At 69.1% G+C, this 16,222-nt stretch carries 12 protein-coding genes; 5 read left to right on the top strand and 7 right to left on the bottom strand.

Features of this window, described 5'->3' with window-relative positions; all coding sequences use genetic code 11:
- Positions 1–2 precede the first annotated feature (2 nt).
- Together RXV79_RS01040 and RXV79_RS01035 are read right to left on the bottom strand one after the other, a co-directional pair.
- Positions 3–1,556 carry an acyl-CoA carboxylase subunit beta gene (locus RXV79_RS01040; protein ID WP_316701463.1) on the bottom strand — a complete coding sequence of 518 codons (1,554 nt, stop codon included), beginning with the start codon at positions 1,554–1,556 and terminating at the stop codon, positions 3–5.
- Positions 1,553–2,542, bottom strand: a complete 990-nt coding sequence (locus RXV79_RS01035) for a Bug family tripartite tricarboxylate transporter substrate binding protein (RefSeq protein WP_316701461.1) — start codon at positions 2,540–2,542, stop codon at positions 1,553–1,555. The genes RXV79_RS01040 and RXV79_RS01035 overlap by 4 nt, the downstream gene beginning before the upstream one ends.
- A gap of 233 nt (positions 2,543–2,775) precedes the next feature.
- Here RXV79_RS01035 and RXV79_RS01030 point away from each other — a divergent pair, with 233 nt between their 5' ends.
- Positions 2,776–3,585 (top strand): IclR family transcriptional regulator, encoded by an 810-nt coding sequence (locus RXV79_RS01030; protein ID WP_316701460.1) that lies wholly within the window; start codon positions 2,776–2,778, stop codon positions 3,583–3,585.
- 6 nt (positions 3,586–3,591) lie between these two features.
- On the opposite strand, the gene RXV79_RS01025 is transcribed toward RXV79_RS01030, so the two are convergent.
- Positions 3,592–4,380, bottom strand: a complete 789-nt coding sequence (locus tag RXV79_RS01025; protein WP_316701459.1) for an alpha/beta fold hydrolase — start codon at positions 4,378–4,380, stop codon at positions 3,592–3,594.
- A 145-nt stretch (positions 4,381–4,525) separates the two neighbouring features.
- Here RXV79_RS01025 and RXV79_RS01020 point away from each other — a divergent pair, with 145 nt between their 5' ends.
- Positions 4,526–5,311: an SDR family NAD(P)-dependent oxidoreductase gene (locus tag RXV79_RS01020; RefSeq protein ID WP_316701458.1), complete on the top strand. Its 786-nt coding sequence runs from the start codon at positions 4,526–4,528 to the stop codon at positions 5,309–5,311.
- A 501-nt stretch (positions 5,312–5,812) separates the two neighbouring features.
- On the opposite strand, the gene RXV79_RS01015 is transcribed toward RXV79_RS01020, so the two are convergent.
- The 3 genes from RXV79_RS01015 to RXV79_RS01005 all read right to left on the bottom strand — a co-directional run bounded on the left by RXV79_RS01015 (position 5,813) and on the right by RXV79_RS01005 (position 10,857).
- Complete coding sequence (locus tag RXV79_RS01015) at positions 5,813–9,058, bottom strand: PAS domain S-box protein (protein WP_316701457.1); 3,246 nt, start codon at positions 9,056–9,058, stop codon at positions 5,813–5,815.
- A gap of 77 nt (positions 9,059–9,135) precedes the next feature.
- Positions 9,136–9,966, bottom strand: a complete 831-nt coding sequence (pyrF, locus tag RXV79_RS01010; RefSeq protein ID WP_316701456.1) for an orotidine-5'-phosphate decarboxylase — start codon at positions 9,964–9,966, stop codon at positions 9,136–9,138.
- A 12-nt stretch (positions 9,967–9,978) separates the two neighbouring features.
- The gene (locus RXV79_RS01005; RefSeq protein ID WP_316701455.1) at positions 9,979–10,857 is read right to left on the bottom strand and encodes a LysR family transcriptional regulator; all 879 of its coding nucleotides are present in this window, start codon (positions 10,855–10,857) and stop codon (positions 9,979–9,981) included.
- A 78-nt stretch (positions 10,858–10,935) separates the two neighbouring features.
- Between RXV79_RS01005 and RXV79_RS01000 the strand changes: the two genes are divergently transcribed.
- Together RXV79_RS01000 and gstA are read left to right on the top strand one after the other, a co-directional pair.
- Entirely contained in the window at positions 10,936–11,349 is a 414-nt protein-coding gene (locus RXV79_RS01000) for a DoxX family protein (protein ID WP_316701453.1), read from the top strand.
- A gap of 29 nt (positions 11,350–11,378) precedes the next feature.
- Positions 11,379–11,987 (top strand): glutathione transferase GstA, encoded by a 609-nt coding sequence (gene gstA / locus RXV79_RS00995; RefSeq protein WP_316701451.1) that lies wholly within the window; start codon positions 11,379–11,381, stop codon positions 11,985–11,987.
- Positions 11,988–11,991: 4 nt separating this feature from the next.
- On the opposite strand, the gene purB is transcribed toward gstA, so the two are convergent.
- Positions 11,992–13,383 carry an adenylosuccinate lyase gene (gene purB, locus RXV79_RS00990; protein WP_316701449.1) on the bottom strand — a complete coding sequence of 464 codons (1,392 nt, stop codon included), beginning with the start codon at positions 13,381–13,383 and terminating at the stop codon, positions 11,992–11,994.
- A gap of 104 nt (positions 13,384–13,487) precedes the next feature.
- Here purB and RXV79_RS00985 point away from each other — a divergent pair, with 104 nt between their 5' ends.
- The gene (locus RXV79_RS00985; protein ID WP_316701448.1) at positions 13,488–16,217 is read left to right on the top strand and encodes a polysaccharide deacetylase family protein; all 2,730 of its coding nucleotides are present in this window, start codon (positions 13,488–13,490) and stop codon (positions 16,215–16,217) included.
- The last annotated feature ends 5 nt before the right edge of the window (positions 16,218–16,222 follow it).

Raw genomic sequence — 16,222 nt, 5'->3', positions numbered from 1 at the left:
AATCAGGGTCTGTAAGGGAAGCGGGTGACACCCGCCACGCGCAGCGGTGCGGCGAGGTTGGCGAACTCGACGGCCAGCTTGCGCGTGTCGGCGGGGTCGACGATGTCTTCGACGACGAAGGCCTCGGCGCTGCGGAAGGGCGAGGTCAGGCCGCGCACACGTTCCTCGATCTCGGTGCGCTTGGCTTCGGGGTCGGCGGCGGCTTCGATCTCCGCCTTGTAGGCGACCTCGAGCCCACCTTCGATGGGCAGCGAGCCCCATTGCGCCGAGGGCCACGCATAACGGAAGGCAAAACGCTCCGGATGCTGGTGCGAGGCCGCGGCCACGCCGAACGCCTTGCGCAGGATGAAGCTGCACCAGGGCACGGTCGTCTGCGACAAGGCCGTGAGCGCACGCACGCCGGCACGCATCACACCTTCCTGCTCGGCTTCGAGGCCAATGCGGAAGCCCGGGATGTCGACGAAGTTGATCACCGGCAGGTGGAAGAGCTCGGCGAAGTCGATGAAGCGGGTGTACTTCTCGGCACTCAGCCGGTCGAACGCGCCGCCGTAGTGATACGGGTCGCTCGCGATCACCGCAACGGGCCAGCCATCGAGGCGTGCGAGGCCGGTGGCGATGGCGCGGCCCCAGTGGCGGCCGAGCTCCATGAAGCTGCCGGCATCGACCACCGACTCCACGATGCTGCGCACCTTGTAGACAGCACGCGGGTTCTTCGGGATCGCATTGCGAAGCAGGCTGGGATCGCTCGCCTGCTCGCGGCCCACCCCGCTGCGCGGCGGCAGGCCATGCACCGACGAGGGCAGGTAGGAGAGGAAGCGCCGCGCCCGCGCAAAGCCTTCGGCTTCGCTCGCCACCTCGTCGTCGACCACGCCGTTGCGGGTGTGGATGTGGCTGCCGCCGAGTTCGTTCTTGCCGATCTTCTGGCCGGTGCGCTCGACCACTGGCGGGCCGGCGACGAAGACCTGCGAGATGTCTTTCACCATCAGCGAGTAGTGCGCCGCCGACACGCGCGCCGCGCCCATGCCGGCCACCGAGCCGAGGCCGAGCGACACCACTGGCACGGTGGCGAGGTTGCGCGCGATGTAGGGCCAGGCCTTGAGCTTCGGGAGCAGCGTGTGGCCCTTGAGCTCAATGTTCTTGACCGAGCCGCCACCCCCGGTGCCGTCGACCAGGCGCACCAGCGGCACGCGCAGGTCGTGCGCCATCTGTTCGGCCACGATCAGCTTGTCGCCCACCGCGCCATCGTTGGCACCACCGCGCACGGTGAAGTCGTCGCCGACCACCACCACCGGCCGCTGCTCGACCTGCGCGCGGCCCATCAGCACGTTGGACGGCGTGAAGTCTTTCAGCTGCCCGCGCTCGTCGTACTGGCCGCTGCCGGCCAGGCCGCCGACTTCGATGAACGAACCTTCGTCGACGAGCGCTGCGATGCGCTCGCGCACCGGCAGCTTGCCGTTGTCACGGTGGCGCTTGAGCTTGTCTTCGCCACCCATGCGCGCGGCGAGTTGCTGGCGCCGGGCCAGCTCGTCGAGTTCGGCCTGCCAGGAAGACGTCATTCCTTCAACTCGATGTTCGAGCGCTTGATGATCTCGGCGTACTGCGCGGTCTCGCTCTTGATGCGGGTGGCGAAGTCTTTCGGCCCGAGCGCGAGGATGTTTCCCTGCTGCGCGAGCAGGGCACGCGTGGCGGGGTCTTCGGTGGCGGCCTTCATCGCATCGGACAGCACCTTCACCACCGCAGGCGGCGTGTTCGCCGGCACGAAGGCGCCGACCCAGAACGAGATGTCGTAGCCCGGGAACCCCTGCTCGGCGATGCTCGGCACCTCGGGCAGGTCACGCCAGCGCTGCGCCGACGACACCGCGATCGCGCGCAGCTTGCCCGCCTTGATCTGCTGCATGGCGGCCGGGTTGTCAAAGGCCGCATCGACCTCCTTGCCCAGCAACGCGAGCTGCGCCGGCGCCGAGCCCTTGTAGGGCACGTGCGTGATCTTCATGCCCGACTGCTGCGCGAGCAGCTCCATGCTCAGCTGCGTGAGGTTGCCCACGCCGGCCGAGCCGTAGGCCAACGAGCCGGCCTTTGCGGCCTTCACGAAGTCGGGCACGTTCATCACCTTGGCCGTCGTGTCCTTGTCGGGGTTGACGGTCAGGATGAAGGGCACCGAGACCACCAGCGAGACGGGCGCCAGGTCGCGCTCCACGTCGTAGGCCATCTTCTTGCCGTAGAGCAGCGGGTTGACGGTGATGGTGCTGGAGTTGCTCACGAGCACCGTGTAGCCATCGGCCGGCGCACGCGCGAGCTCGCTGGCAGCCAGCATGCCGTTGGCGCCGGTGCGGTTGTCGACGGTGACCGGCTGGCCGAGCTTCGTCTTCAGGTGGTCGGCCACGATGCGCGCCACGGTATCGATCGAACTGCCGGGGCTGAAGCCCACCACGAAGCGGATCGGCTTGGCCGGGTAGCCCTGCGCCTGCACCGGGGACACGCCCGCCGCAACGCACAGCGCCGCGGCGAGGCAAAGGGCTCTTCTGGCCTTGCGAGGGGTCATCGGTTCGCCTCCTGTGAATTCCGGTGGACCCGGTGAAGTTCGTGAGTTCTGTCGGATGGAACTCTGGGTCCGTTTTTTCAGTATCCGAACCAGCCGGCCGGCAGGTCAATAGGGATCACCCGAGGAACGGTCGACCCCCTTGCTGCCGCACACTGATGCCACAAAGAGAACCCAAATTCCACTTAGCAGAACACACGTCGTGCCTCACCACGCGGGTGTATTCGGAGGTCTCCGTGTCCCAGGTCTTGACGCCCCCTTCCGCCGCGGCACCCGTGGCGCCCGCTCCCACCGCGCTTCCGCACGACATCCCGACCGTCGCACCCCCGCCCTCGGCGCCCGCCGACGGGGTGGCTGCGGTCGACCGCGCCCTCTCGATCGCCACCACGCTCGCCCGCGCCAGCGCACCGCTCACGCTGGCCGAACTCGCGCGGCGCACCGGCATGTACAAGAGCACGCTGCTGCGCCTGCTGGCCTCGCTGGCCCGTGCGGGGCTCGTCGTGCACCGCAGCGACAAGCGCTACGCGCTCGGGCCGCTGGCCTTTCTCTTCGGCCGCTCCTTCGAGCAGACCTACGGGTTGAAGGAAGGCGTGCAGCCGGTGCTGGAGTGGCTGGTGAGCAAGGGCACCGAGAGCCCGTCGTTCCATGTGCGGCACGGCAAGGATTCGCGCCTGTGCCTCTTCCGCATCGACTCGGCCCATTCCACGCTCGACCGCGTGCGCGCGGGCGACGTGCTGCCGCTCAACCGCGGCGCGGCCGGCAAGGTGCTGCAGGCGTTTGCCGGCGGGCTCAACGTGGCGGGCGACACGCCGCTCCTGCACAACTCCTTCGGCGAGCGCGATCCGCTGTGCGGTGCCGTCGCCGCCCCGGTGTTCGGCCCGGCCGGCATCCTGCTGGGTGCGCTGTCGCTCTCGGGGCCGCTCGAGCGCTTCTCGGACCTGGCCGTGCAGCGCATGAACTCGCTGCTCTTCACCGCCGCCGAGACCGCCACGCGCACGCTCGGGGGCCACTGGCCGGTGACCTCGGGCCAGCGACTGGCAGGCTGAAGTCGCTCAGGGCGCGGTGACGAAGGCCGTCACCGCCGCCACCACCTCGGGCGCCTGCAGGATGCGCCGGTGGCCGAGGCCCTCGAGCCGCAGGAACTGCGCCGGCCCGGCCCACTTGGCATGGCTGGCCTCGGCATCGGCAATCGGCACCACGCGGTCGTCGGCCGAGTGGGCGAAGAGCACCGGCTGCTGCAACGAGGCCCCGCGGCGGGGTGTCGAGATCGCGTGCACGTCGACGCCCATCTCGCGCAACAGCAGCAGCATCTGCTCCGTCTGCTCGGGTGACAGGCCGGCCTGCGCCGCGAAGCCCTTCGCATACATCGCATAGCGCGCCGGCGCGGAGATCAGCGCAAGCCGTTGCGCTGGCAGGCCGAGGGCCACCGCTTCCACGGTGACCGCCGTGGCGATGGAGTGCGCCACCACCGCGTGCAGCGGGCCCAGCGCCTGCTGAGCCGCGACGAACGCCCGCGCCGAACCCGGAATGGACGTGCGCTCGCCGGCCGATTCGCCGTGCGCCGGCAGGTTGACGGCGATCACCTTGTGGCCAGCCGCCAGCAGCGGCGGCGCGAATGCGGCGAGGTCGCTGGCCTTGCCATCCCAGCCATGCAGCAGCAGCACCGCCGGCCCATCGCCCCACTCGGCCGCCGCCAGCGGGCCACTCGGGCTGTCGATGAAACGGCGGCGTGCGCCGGGCAGGAAGTCGAGCGACGGTGCCTTGGCGAGCGGCGAGGGCGTGAGGAAGGCCAGCGCAGCGCGCTCGATGGCGGGGTCGACGGTCAAGGTGGTGGCGCTCATTGGCTTCTCCTTTACATGATGGTCGTCATACTAAAGCAAACCCGCGTCGCCTGCACGACACCCTTGCCTGGGGATCGCACCGGGGCCGGGCGGCCGCGCCTCGGCCTATGCTTGGCGGTTTGGAAACATCGGTACGGAGCCACCCATGAAACGTCTTGAAGGCAAGTCCGCCGTCGTCACCGGCGCTGCCAGCGGCATCGGCCGCGCCACCGCCAAACTCTTCGCCGAGCAGGGCGCCAAGGTCGTCGCCGTCGACCGCGCCCCCGAAGTCGAGGCCACCGTCGCCGACATCCGCGCCGCCGGCGGCACCGCCATCGCGCTCCAGCGCGACACCTCGCAGGAGAAGGACGTCGCCGACTACATCGAAACGGCAGTACGCCACCACGGCGGGCTCGACGTGTGTTTCGCCAACGCCGGGGTGAGCGGTGGCATGGGCGCCTTCGACGAGTGGACGGTGGAGGAGTGGAACCGCGTCCTCTCGATCAACCTGGTCGGCACGTTTCTCGCCATCAAGTACGCCACGCGGGTGATGGTGCCGGCGGGGCACGGCTCGATCATCTGCACCGCGTCGGTCGCGGGCTTGCGTTCGGGCGCGGGCGGGCCGCCGTACAGCGCGAGCAAGGCCGGGGTCATCAGCCTGGTGCAGACGAGCGCGAACCAGTTTGGCGGCACCGGGGTGCGCATCAATGCGATCTGCCCGGGGTTGATCGAAACCGGGATGACGAAGCCGGTGTTCGACCGGGCGCGTGAGCGGGGCACCGAGAACAAGATCGGGCAGCTGAACCCGCTGCGGCGCGGGGGGTTGCCGCATGAGATTGCGTATGCGGCGCTGTTTCTCGCGAGCGATGACGCGTCGTATGTGAATGGGCAGGCGATTCCTGTCGACGGCGGGTTGTCGTCTTCGTTGCCGGTGGTGCCGCCGAAGATGTGAGCACTGCGTGGCGGCTTGCCGGGTCTCGGCCCGGCGGCCGAGTTACTTCTTTTGCTTCGCCAAAAGAAGTAACCAAGAAAAGGCGACCCGACGGTGGCGGTCCGGCCGAAGGCCGGACTGCTCGCTTCGCATCGCCTCCAGGGCGGCGCTACGCACACGCCGCTTCAAGCACGAGGCGAAGCGAGCCGAGAGTACGAGGCCCGCGCAGCGGGCGAGGGTATCCCGGGGCCCTTGAGTGCCGTCGAGCAGCGCAGGGCTTTGTGGGGCGCGCGTCAGCGCGCTTCGTAATCTGACTTCGGGCAGCTGTTTGAACGCAGCGAGCGAAGCTCGCGGAGTGAGTTCTGCCCGACCCACAAAGTCCGAGCAGCGCAGAGCAGTCGGCCCTAGGCCGACCGGCGAACGGGGTGCCCTTTCTTTTGCCTTCTTTTCTTTGGGCAAGCAAAGAAAAGAAGGTCGCCCGCCGGGGCGAAATCCCGGCAACCCACCACGCAGCGAAAGACATCACCCCACCGCCCGAACCAACGCCACCCTCAACTTGTGCACATCAATCGGCTTCGTCAAAAAGTCGTTCATCCCCGAAGCCAACGCCTCCTCGCGCTCCGACACCAGCGCAGCCGCGGTGAGCGCAATGATCGGCAGCTCCTCCGCGGAGTACAGGCACCGCAGCTGCCGCGCCGCCTCATGCCCCGAAAGCCGGGGCATCTGCACATCCATCAGCACCACATGGAAGGGCCGCTGCGCCGCCTGCGCCCGCTCCACCGCCGCCACGCCCTCGGCGCCATCGGCGGCCTGCGTCACCTCCACGCCCCACTGCTCGAGCATGGCCACGCCGATCATCATGTTGACGGGGTTGTCTTCCACCAGCAGCACGCGCAGGCCTTCGAGGCGCTGGATGTCCTCTGCCTCCACGCGCGGGTCGACCACCGGCAGGTCCGTCGGTGGCAGGGGCAGCTCGGCCCAGAAGCGGCTGCCGATGCCCGGCGTGCTGTCGACGCCCACCGCGCCGTCCATCAGCTCCGCAAGCTCCTTGCAGATCGACAGGCCGAGGCCCGTGCCGCCGAAGCGCCGCGTCGTCGAATCGTCGGCCTGGGTGAAGGGCTGGAACAGGCGCTTCTGCGTGGTGGTGTCGATGCCCGGCCCGGTGTCGCTGACGGTGAAGCGCACCTGCCCCGAGCGCGCCGGGGCGGTCGACATCGACACCTCCAGGCTCACCTCGCCGCGCTCGGTGAACTTCAGGCCGTTGGTGATGTAGTTGCTGAGGATCTGCCGCAGGCGCACGGGGTCGCCGAGCACGGTGACCGGCACGTCGGGTGCCACGTCGAGCTTCAATTGCAGCGAGCGCGCCGTGGCGAGCGACTGGTACGCATGGTGCACCGCCTTCAGCAGGTGCCGCAGATTGAACGGCACCGCCTCGATGCTGAACTTGCCGGCTTCGATCTTCGAAAGGTCGAGGATGTCGCTGATGATCCCCGAGAGGCTTTGCGCGCTGTCCTGGATCTGCTCCAGGTACTGCAGGCGGCGCTTCTCGTCGACACCCTTCTGCATCGCGAGGCTTGCGAGCCCCAGCAGGCCGTTGAGCGGCGTGCGGATCTCGTGGCTGGTGTTGGCGAGGAAGGCGCTCTTGGCGCGGCTCGCCGCCTCGGCCACGTCGCGCGCGGCGGCGAGTGCCTGCTCGATCTGGCGCCGCTCGGTCACGTCTTCGGCGATCCAGATGGTGCCGCCCATGCTCGGGTGGCCGGGGTCGACCACCTGCGCGAGCAGGCGGCACCAGAAGAGCGTGCCGTCGTGGCGCAGCATCTGACGTTCGATCTCGACCGGCTTGCCCACCGAGAGCAAGGGCCCGGCGATGCGGCCCACCTCGGCATAGTCTTCTTCGGTGGCCCACACCACCGCGCCGGGCTTGCCGATCAGCTCGCCGCTCGCCCAGCCGAACATGCGCTCGAAGCTCGGGTTGGCCTGCAGGAAGCGCTGGTTGCGCGTGAGCGCGATGCCGATCGACGCGTTTTTCAGGATGGCCTCGTGCTCGAGACGCGTGCGCTGGATCTCGGTCACGTCGCGGCCGTTGACGACCAGGTAGTTGCGCCCGTCCATCGTGAAGCGGCCGGCCGACATCATCAGCGTGACGATGGCGCCCGACTTGTGCACGAAGAGCGTCTCCACTTCGTTCACGCCGCCGTGCGCCAGCAGCTCGGCCACCATCCTCTGGCGGTCGGCCGGCTGGTACCAGATTCCGAGTTCCAGCGCGCTCTTGCCCACCACCTCGGCCGCGCTGTAGCCGAACATGCGCGTGAAGCTCTCGTTGACCATCACGTAGACGCCGGTCTCCATGTCGCTCAGGGTGATGAAGTCGGGGCTGGTGGCGAAGAGGTGCGACAGCATCGCCTGCGAACGGCGCAGCTGGATCTCGGTGCTCACCCGCTCGGTCACGTCGAAGTACATCGACAGGATCGCCGTGCCGTCGTTGGTGCTCACGCGGGCGCTGTTGGCCTGCACCGTGAGGCGCCGGCCGTCGACGGCGTGCAGGTGGAACTCGGCCAGGTCCAGGGTCTTGCCGATGGGGTAGCCGTTCAGCGTACGGATGCGGTCGTGCAGCAGCCCACGCTGCGGCACGGGGTAGAGCTGCTCGAGGTTGAAGCCGCCCATCGCCTCGGGGCTCGCAAAGCCGAAGAGGCGGGCCGCAGCTTCGTTGGCGAGCATGGTGATGCCGTTGCGGTGCAGCACCAGCGGCGTGGGCGACATCGCGAAGAGCTCGCGGTAGCGCGTCTCGCTCGCGCGGTGCGCTTCGCGCGCCTGCACCTCGGGTGTGATGTCGCGGCCCACGCCCCAGTAGCCGCGAAAGTGGCCGTCCTCGTCGAAGCGGGGTCGCCCGCTCACGCTGAAGTGCGACAGCCGGCCCGAGGGCGAGCGGTAGCGCACCGGCAGGTCGCTGAAGGGGCGGTGCGCTTCGAGGTCCTGGCGGTGCAGGTCGAGCGCGATCGGGTCCATGTCGAGCTGCGGGCTCTCCCAGGGGCGCTGGCCGATGCGCGCTTCGGCGGCCGGGCCGGCGCTCGCGTGCACATGGGTGTCGATGCGCTTGAAGCGCAGGTCGGCGTCGAGCTCCCAGTACCAGTCGGCGGCGATGGCGAGCAGGTTGCGAAAACGCTGCTGGCGCTCTTCGGCGTCGCGCATCGCGCGGTCGATCATCTGCGACATCTGCGTGCCGGCCACCACGGCGGTCGCAAGCAGCATCATGTGCGCGATCACGTGCAGCACGGTGGGGTTGCGCTGCAGCGCCAGCACACCGGGCAGCAGCCGGGCCGACTCGGCCCAGGTGAGGCCCAGCACCGCTGCCACGCAGCCGAGCGCGAGCACCAGGCCGGCGCGCAGGCTGGTGAGCACCGTCACCAGGCACACCATGAGGCCGAAGAAGCCGAGGCTCAGGCTGCGCACCCCTTCGCCGACCCCGACCGCGGTGAGCGCCACCACGGTCACGCCGCTCCAGCCCACCACCAGCATCACCGTCGACAGGGGCGCGCGGCGCAGCAGCACCGTCGCGAGCGCGAAGACGAGCGCCAGCGCCGAGCACACCGACACCAGCATCGCCTGCATGCCGGGCTCCAGCCGGAGGTCGAGCAGCCCGTAGGCGGCCGCACCCACCACGGACATGCCGCAGCCCAGCCCGAAGAACAGGCGGGCGATGGTGGCATTCAGGCCATTGCGCCTGGTGGCGGTGGCACTTCCCTCGGACGTGTCGTGTACTTCTGTCATGCGGCAGCCGCGGCACGCTCAGGCGCCACGGCCAGCCGCAAGTGTCCCGCGCCATGCACGGGCGTGCGATGCGTGTTTTACCCGGCTGCGTAGGATGACCGTGCGGCATTTAACGCCGCACGCGTCTGCACCGCCACGGCCCGCGCGGCGCTCGCGAAGTCGTCACCCGACGAGGCGTAGAGCACCGCGCGCGAGGAATTGACGACGATCGTGCCGCCGGGCTTGAAGCCGGCCTTCACGGTCGCTTCGGCATCGCCGCCTTGCGCGCCGACCCCGGGGATCAAGAGCGGCAGCGTGGGCGCCAGTTCGCGCACACGCGCGATCTCGCCGGGGAAGGTCGCGCCCACCACCAGGCCAAGCTGGCCGGTGGTGTTCCACGGGCCCTGCGCGAGCTTGGCGACGTGCTCGTACAGCAGGTCGCCGTTCGCCAGTTGTCGCGCCTGCAGGTCGGAGCCGCCGGGGTTGGACGTGCGGCACAGCAGGATCAGGCCCTTGCCGCTGTAGCGCAGCCAGGGCTCGATGGAGTCGAAGCCCATGAAGGGCGAGAGCGTGACCGCATCGGCCTGGTAGCGTTCGAAGGCTTCGCGCGCGTACTGCTCGGCGGTCGAGCCGATGTCGCCGCGCTTGGCGTCGAGGATGACCGGCACGCTGGGCGCCACGCGCTTGATGTGGGCCATCAGCCGCTCGAGCTGGTCTTCGGCGCGGTTGCCGGCGAAGTAGGCGATCTGCGGCTTGAAGGCGCAGGCCACGTCTTTGGTCGCATCGACGATGGCGGCGCAGAAGTCGTAGATGCGATCGGCGTCGCCCTTCCACTTGGCCGGAAACTTGCCCGGCTCGGGGTCGAGGCCCACGCACAGCAGGGAGTCGTTGCCACGCTGAGCGGCGGCGAGCTGGTCGGTGAATTTCATGAGAGCCGGATTTTAGAGAGCGATGTGCTCTGCGAGGTGTGAAGCCACGGTGGCGATGCGCCGCAGATGGCGCGACTCGGGGTGCGTGAGCAGCCAGAGCTGCACGTCGCACTCGGGCACGGGCTCGCTCGCCTGCACGACATCGTGGCGCTCGCGGGCCAGGAAGACCGGCACCAGGCCCACGCCGAGGCCGGCCACGATGGCGTCGAACACCGCCTGCACGCTGTTGACGCAGAGCACCGGCTCCGCCCGCGGGAAGTGCTTGCGGCGCCAGCGCACCGAGGGGTGGTCGGGCATCGCGTCGTCGACGCTGATCCACGGCGCGGTGCTCAGGTCGAGCACCCGCGCGCGCCGGCCCGCAGGCCTGGGCGCAAACACCGCGTTGCGCACCGTGCCCAGCTCACGGCCCACCACATGCGGCGGCGGCTTGGCGGTGGCGCGCAGGGCGATGTCGGCCTCGCGCTGGGTGAGGTTGGCCAGTTCGTTGCGCGCGGTGATGTCGAGCCGCAGCCCCGGGTGCGCCGCATGCAGCGGCTTGAGCACCGGCATCAGCAGGCCCTTGAGCAGCGTGTCGGCGGTGGCGATGCGCACGACGCCACTCACCGCGCCGGCATCGAGCCGAGCCTCGGCGCGCGCCGCTTCCAGCTCGGCCTCGATGCGCTCGGCGTGGTGGGCGAGGCGCTGGCCGAGCTCGGTGGGCTGGTAGCCGCTGCGCGAGCGCTCGAAGAGCCGCTGGCCCAGCGCCTTCTCGGCGCGCTGCACGGTGCGAAAGACGGTGGACCCGTCGACCCCCGCCAGCTGCGCGGCTGCGGCGAGGTTGCCGCCGCGCACCAGCGCGAGCAGCAGGGCCAGCTCGGCGGCGCCGAGGGTCGATTGCATGGATGCATTCATCGTTTGCCGTTCTGCCTATTTTAAATGCACAGGCGCAATCATAGATTTCGCTCCGTCATCACTCAACGGAGCCCTTCCATGACCCCCACCTCCCTCGGCCTGCTCTTGCTGCGCGTCGCCCTCAGCACGATGTGGATCGCGCACGCATTGCTCAAGCTCTTCGTCTTCACGCTGCCCGGCACGGCGCAGTTCTTCGACTCCATCGGCCTGCCCGGCGCGCTCGCCTACCCGGTGTTTGCCGCCGAGCTGCTGGGCGGCGTCGCACTGCTGGCGGGGGTGTACGCCCGCCAGGTCTCGCTGCTGCTGGTGCCGGTGCTGCTGGCCGCGGCCTGGGTGCACCTGCCCAACGGCTGGGTGCACACCAGCACCGGCGGCGGCTGGGAGTACCCGGTGTTCCTCGCCGTCGCCTCGCTCGTGCACTGGCTGCTCGGCGACGGCGACTACAGCCTGAAGCGCAGCCCCTTCCTCACCCCCGGCGCCTCGCGCGCCTGATCGTTCCTCACCCTGAAAGGACTTGAACCATGAAGCTCTACCACGCCCCCGGTGCCTGCTCGCTTGCCGTCCACATCGCCCTGCGCGAAGCCGGCCAGCCTTTCGAGCTCGTGAAGGTCGACCTCGCCCGGCACACGCTCGAAGACGGCCGCAACTACTTCGACATCTCGCCGCGCGGCTACGTGCCAATGCTGGAGTTCGACGACGGCAGCCGCCACACCGAAGCGGCCGCGCTGCTCGCGCACATCGCCGACCAGGACGCCGCCTTCGCACTGATCGGCGCACCCCGCACCGAGCGCCGCCTGCAGGTCACGCAGTGGCTCGCGTTCGTGGCGAGCGAGCTGCACAAGGCCTTCAGCCCCTGGCTGTGGCACAAGGAGACGGCCGACTCCACCAAGCAGGCCGTGCGCGAGAAGCTCGCCGCACGTTTCGCCGAACTCGACCGCCACCTCGCCTCGCGCGAGTACCTGGCGGGTGAATTCAGCGTGGCCGACGCCTATGCGTTCACGATCGTGAACTGGTCCAACTTCCTCGGGCTGCCGCTGTCGGACGTGCCGCACCTCAAGGCCTATCTCGCGCGCGTGAGCGCACGCCCGCAGGTGCAGGCGGCGTTGAAGGCAGAAGGCCTGCTGAAGTAGGACGTCAGTTCGACGCCGGCTTGCCGGCGTCGATGCGCCCGGCGAGCGCCGCCGCCTGGCCGGTGTAGCTGCCGGGCGTCATCGCCATTAGGCGGGTCTTCTCGCTCTCGGGGATCTCGAGCGTGCCGATGAAGGCCTGGATGTCCTCGCGCGTGATGGCCTTGCCGCGCGTGAGTTCCTTCAGGCGCTCGTACGGGTTGGGCAGCTTGTAGCGGCGCATCACGGTCTGGATGGGCTCGGCGAGCACCTCCCAGGCCGAGTCGAGGTCGGCGGCGAGCGCTTCGCGGTTGACTTCGAGCTTGCCGAGGCCCTTCAACAGGCTGTCGTAGCCCAGCACCGCATAGCCGATGGCCACGCCCATGTTGCGCAGCACCGTGCTGTCGGTCAGGTCGCGCTGCCAGCGGCTGATGGGCAGCTTCTGGCTCAGGTGGCTGAGCAGGGCGTTGGCGAGGCCGAAGTTGCCTTCGGCGTTCTCGAAGTCGATCGGGTTGACCTTGTGCGGCATCGTCGATGAGCCGATCTCGCCCGCCTTGGTGCGCTGCTTGAAGTAGCCGAGGCTGATGTAGCCCCAGACGTCGCGCGACCAGTCGATGAGGATGGTGTTGGTGCGCGTGACCGCATCGAACAGTTCGGCCATGTAGTCGTGCGGCTCGATCTGGATGGTGTACGGGTTGAACTCCAGGCCCAGCTGCTTCTCGATGACCTTGCGGCTAAATGACTCCCAGTCGAAATCGGGGTAGGCCGAGAGGTGGGCGTTGTAGTTGCCCACCGCACCGTTCATCTTGGCGAGCAGCTTGACCGAGGCGATGCGCTCGCGCGCATGCTGCAGGCGGGCCACCACGTTGGCGACTTCCTTGCCCACCGTCGTGGGGCTGGCGGTCTGGCCGTGGGTGCGCGCCAGCATGGGCACATCGGCCAGGTCTTTCGCGAGCGTGGTGAGCGCGCCGATGATCTTGTCGAGCGTGGGCAAGAGCACGTCCTGCCGTGCGGCCTTGAGCATCAGGCCGTGGCTGGTGTTGTTGATGTCTTCGCTGGTGCAGGCGAAGTGCACGAACTCCGACGCGGCCTTCAGTTCGGCGCTGTTTTCGAAGCGGCTCTTGAGCCAGTACTCCACGGCCTTCACGTCGTGGTTGGTGGTCTTCTCGATCTCCTTGATGGCCTGCGCGTCGGCCTCGGAGAAGCGGGTGACGAGCCCGCGCAGCAGGCCGCGCCCGGCGCCGGTGAGTGGCTTGAACTCGGCGAAGCCGGCGTCCGACAGCGCGATGAACCACTCCACTTCCACCTGCACCCGCCGGTGCATCAGGCCGAACTCGGACAGGAGGCCCCGCAGCGGCCCCATGCGAGAGGCGTAGCGGCCGTCGAGCGGCGAGAGGGCGGTGAGGGAGCTGAGGTTCATGACGACAGGCCGGGCGTCGGGCGCCGGAAAAGCTGGAGGGAAGAGCAGCCCGCGATTTTAGGCGGGTGCGCTATCGTCGCGCGTCTTTCGCCGACCCACATTCCATGCCCATGTTCACGCCGCGCCGAAGCCTCGCCGTTTCCTGCCTGTTGATGCTGGTCGCCTGCCAGCGGCAAGAGACGCCGGAAGCTCCGGCCACGCCGACCGCGGCGGTCGCCGCCAGCCCCGCCGCGCCTGCATCGCAGAACGCGCCAGCCCCACAGCTCACGCCGATGGCCGACGCAGTGCTCGCCTCGCACCGCCAGATGATCGTGCTGATGCACGGCGAGCGCAGCCTGAAGCCGGCCGAGCGGCGCGCGGTCGCGGCCGTCGGCCAGATGCTGTTCCACGACATGCAGCAGCGCCTGGACACGCTGACCACCGCCGCCACCGCGCAAGACCCGGCCGTGCTCGGCGCGGTCAACACACTGCTCGACCGCATCGAGGGCGAGCCCTCGTGGTTCGATGCCGACCGGCTCGCATTCAAGGAGTTCCTGACCCGCGTGGCCGCGCATTACAGCAGCTCGCACTCCATCGCCGGCCTCAAGCTCGCCAAGCGCGCCAACGAAGACCTGGCCGTGCTCGCCGAGGTGGAGCAGGCCTACGACAAGGAGCTGAAAGAGGTCTTCGGGCGCTTCGCGAAACGCGGCATCGAGCTCAAGCGCGAGAAGTGGAGCGACTACGTCGCCAAGCTCTCGACGCTCTACAACCGAGAGCAGATCCTGAAGGACTACGCCACCGTCGTGCCGTACACCGCACCGAGCGGCAAGGCGGGCGCCGAAGAGGCCGACACGCGCGAGATCTTCGGCATGTCGCTGCCACCCAAGACCGTGGTGCTGACCTTCGACGACGGCCCGCACGCACGCTACACCGACGACATCCTCGACATCCTCAAGCGCTACGACGCACCCGCGATCTTCTTCCACCTCGGGCGCAACCTCGGCAGCGTCGACGCCGAGGGCAAAGCCAGGCCCGGCGCCCATGCGGCGGTGGCCAAGCGCGTGCTCGCCGCCGGGCACCAGCTCGCCAACCACAGCTACAGCCACAGCGTGATGGCCAAGCTGACGGGTGATGCGGTGAAGGTCGAGGCGGCCAACACCGAGGCGCTGCTCGACGCCACCGGCCGCCAGCCCTCGAAGCTCTTTCGCTTCCCCTACGGTGCGCGCAACGAAGTCTCGCTGGCCACCGTCGAAGGCCTGAAGCTGCACTCGATGATGTGGAACATCGACTCGCAGGACTGGGCCGACCCGGTGCCGCGCTCCATCGCCGAGCGCGTGCTGAGCGAAGTCGACAAGCACCAGCGCGGCGTGATCCTCTTCCACGACATCCAGGGTCGCACGGTGCAGGCGCTGCCGGCGGTGCTCGATGCGCTGGTGGCCGACGGCTACCGCTTCGCCACCTGGCGCGACGGCAAGTTCGTCGTCGGCACGCCGAAGAAGGCCGCGCCCGATGCGGCGATGGCCGCGTCGAGCGACACACTCTACCGCGACAGCCACGCCCTCGTGATCGGCATCGACAAGTACGGCAAGTGGCCCGGCCTGCAGCACGCGGTGCGCGACGCGAAGGCGGTGCAAGAAGCCCTCACCACCCGTTTCGGCTTCAAGCCCGAGAACGTGACCGCGCTCTACGACGGCGAGGCCACGCGCGCCAACATCCTGAAGGCCCTCAACGAACGCCTCGCCGATGGCGCCCGCATCAAGCGAGACGACCGGGTGCTCGTCTTCTTCGCCGGCCACGGCGGCACGCGCAAGCTGACGAGCGGGCGCGACGTGGGTTACCTGATCCCGGTCGATGCCTCACTGCAAGACTTCGCGAGCGATGCGATCTCGATGCCGCAGCTGCAGGAGGTGGCCGAAGCCATCAGCGCCAAGCACGTGATGTTCATGGTCGACGCGTGTTACTCCGGCCTCGGCCTCACCCGTGGCGGCGCCGGTGCCAGCAAGAACTTCCTCGCCGACAACGCACGTCGCGTGGGCCGCCAGATGCTCACGGCCGGCGGTGCCGACCAGCAGGTGGCCGACGACGGCCCCGGCGGCCACTCGGTCTTCACCTGGACGCTCTTGCAGGCCCTTAACGGCAAGGCCGACCTGAACGGCGACGGTGTTATCACCGGCACCGAGCTCGCGGCCTACGTGGCGCCTTCGGTCAGCGCGATCGCCAAGCAGACGCCGGCCTTCGGCAACCTGCCCGGCTCGGAAGGTGGCGAGTTCGTGTTCGAGCTGCCCATCGAGCGCGACGGCCTGAGCGCCGACACCCGCCAGCTCGACGCCGCCGCGAGCCAGCTCGCCAAGCGCCTCGACGACGCCGCCCCCGAAGCCGCCAAACCCGGTGCGGCGGTGCAGGTGACGGTGAAGAACCTCGATGGCGCCGACGTGAAGCTCATCACCACCGCCGCCACCGCCGTGCCAGCCCGCGTGGCCGCGCAGCGCGCCAACGACCGCGGCCTCGCGCTCTACCGCGAGCGCCGCTACGACGAAGCCGAAGCCGCGTTCACCGAGGCGCTGAAGCTGCAACCGAAATTCGCGCTCGCCGCGAACAACCTCGGCTTCGTCTACTTCAAGCGCGGCAAGCCGGTCGAAGCGGCGCGCTGGTTCGAAAAGGCCATCGAGATGGACGGCAGCCGCGCGCTCGCCTACCTCAACCTCGGCGATGCGCAGCTGCAGGCTGGCGACGACAAGAAGGCGCTGGCGGCCTACAGCACCTTCGTGGGCCTGTCGCCCCAGCACGCACGGGCGGCGGAGTTGCAGGCCTTCATCGCCACCCCCGACGCGGCGCACCGGCCACGCCTGCCCTGAGCCGC

Origin of the sequence: Piscinibacter gummiphilus (assembly GCF_032681285.1) — a bacterium.
Lineage (GTDB): Bacteria > Pseudomonadota > Gammaproteobacteria > Burkholderiales > Burkholderiaceae_C > Rhizobacter > Rhizobacter gummiphilus_A.
This window is presented reverse-complemented; position numbering and strand designations above follow the sequence as displayed.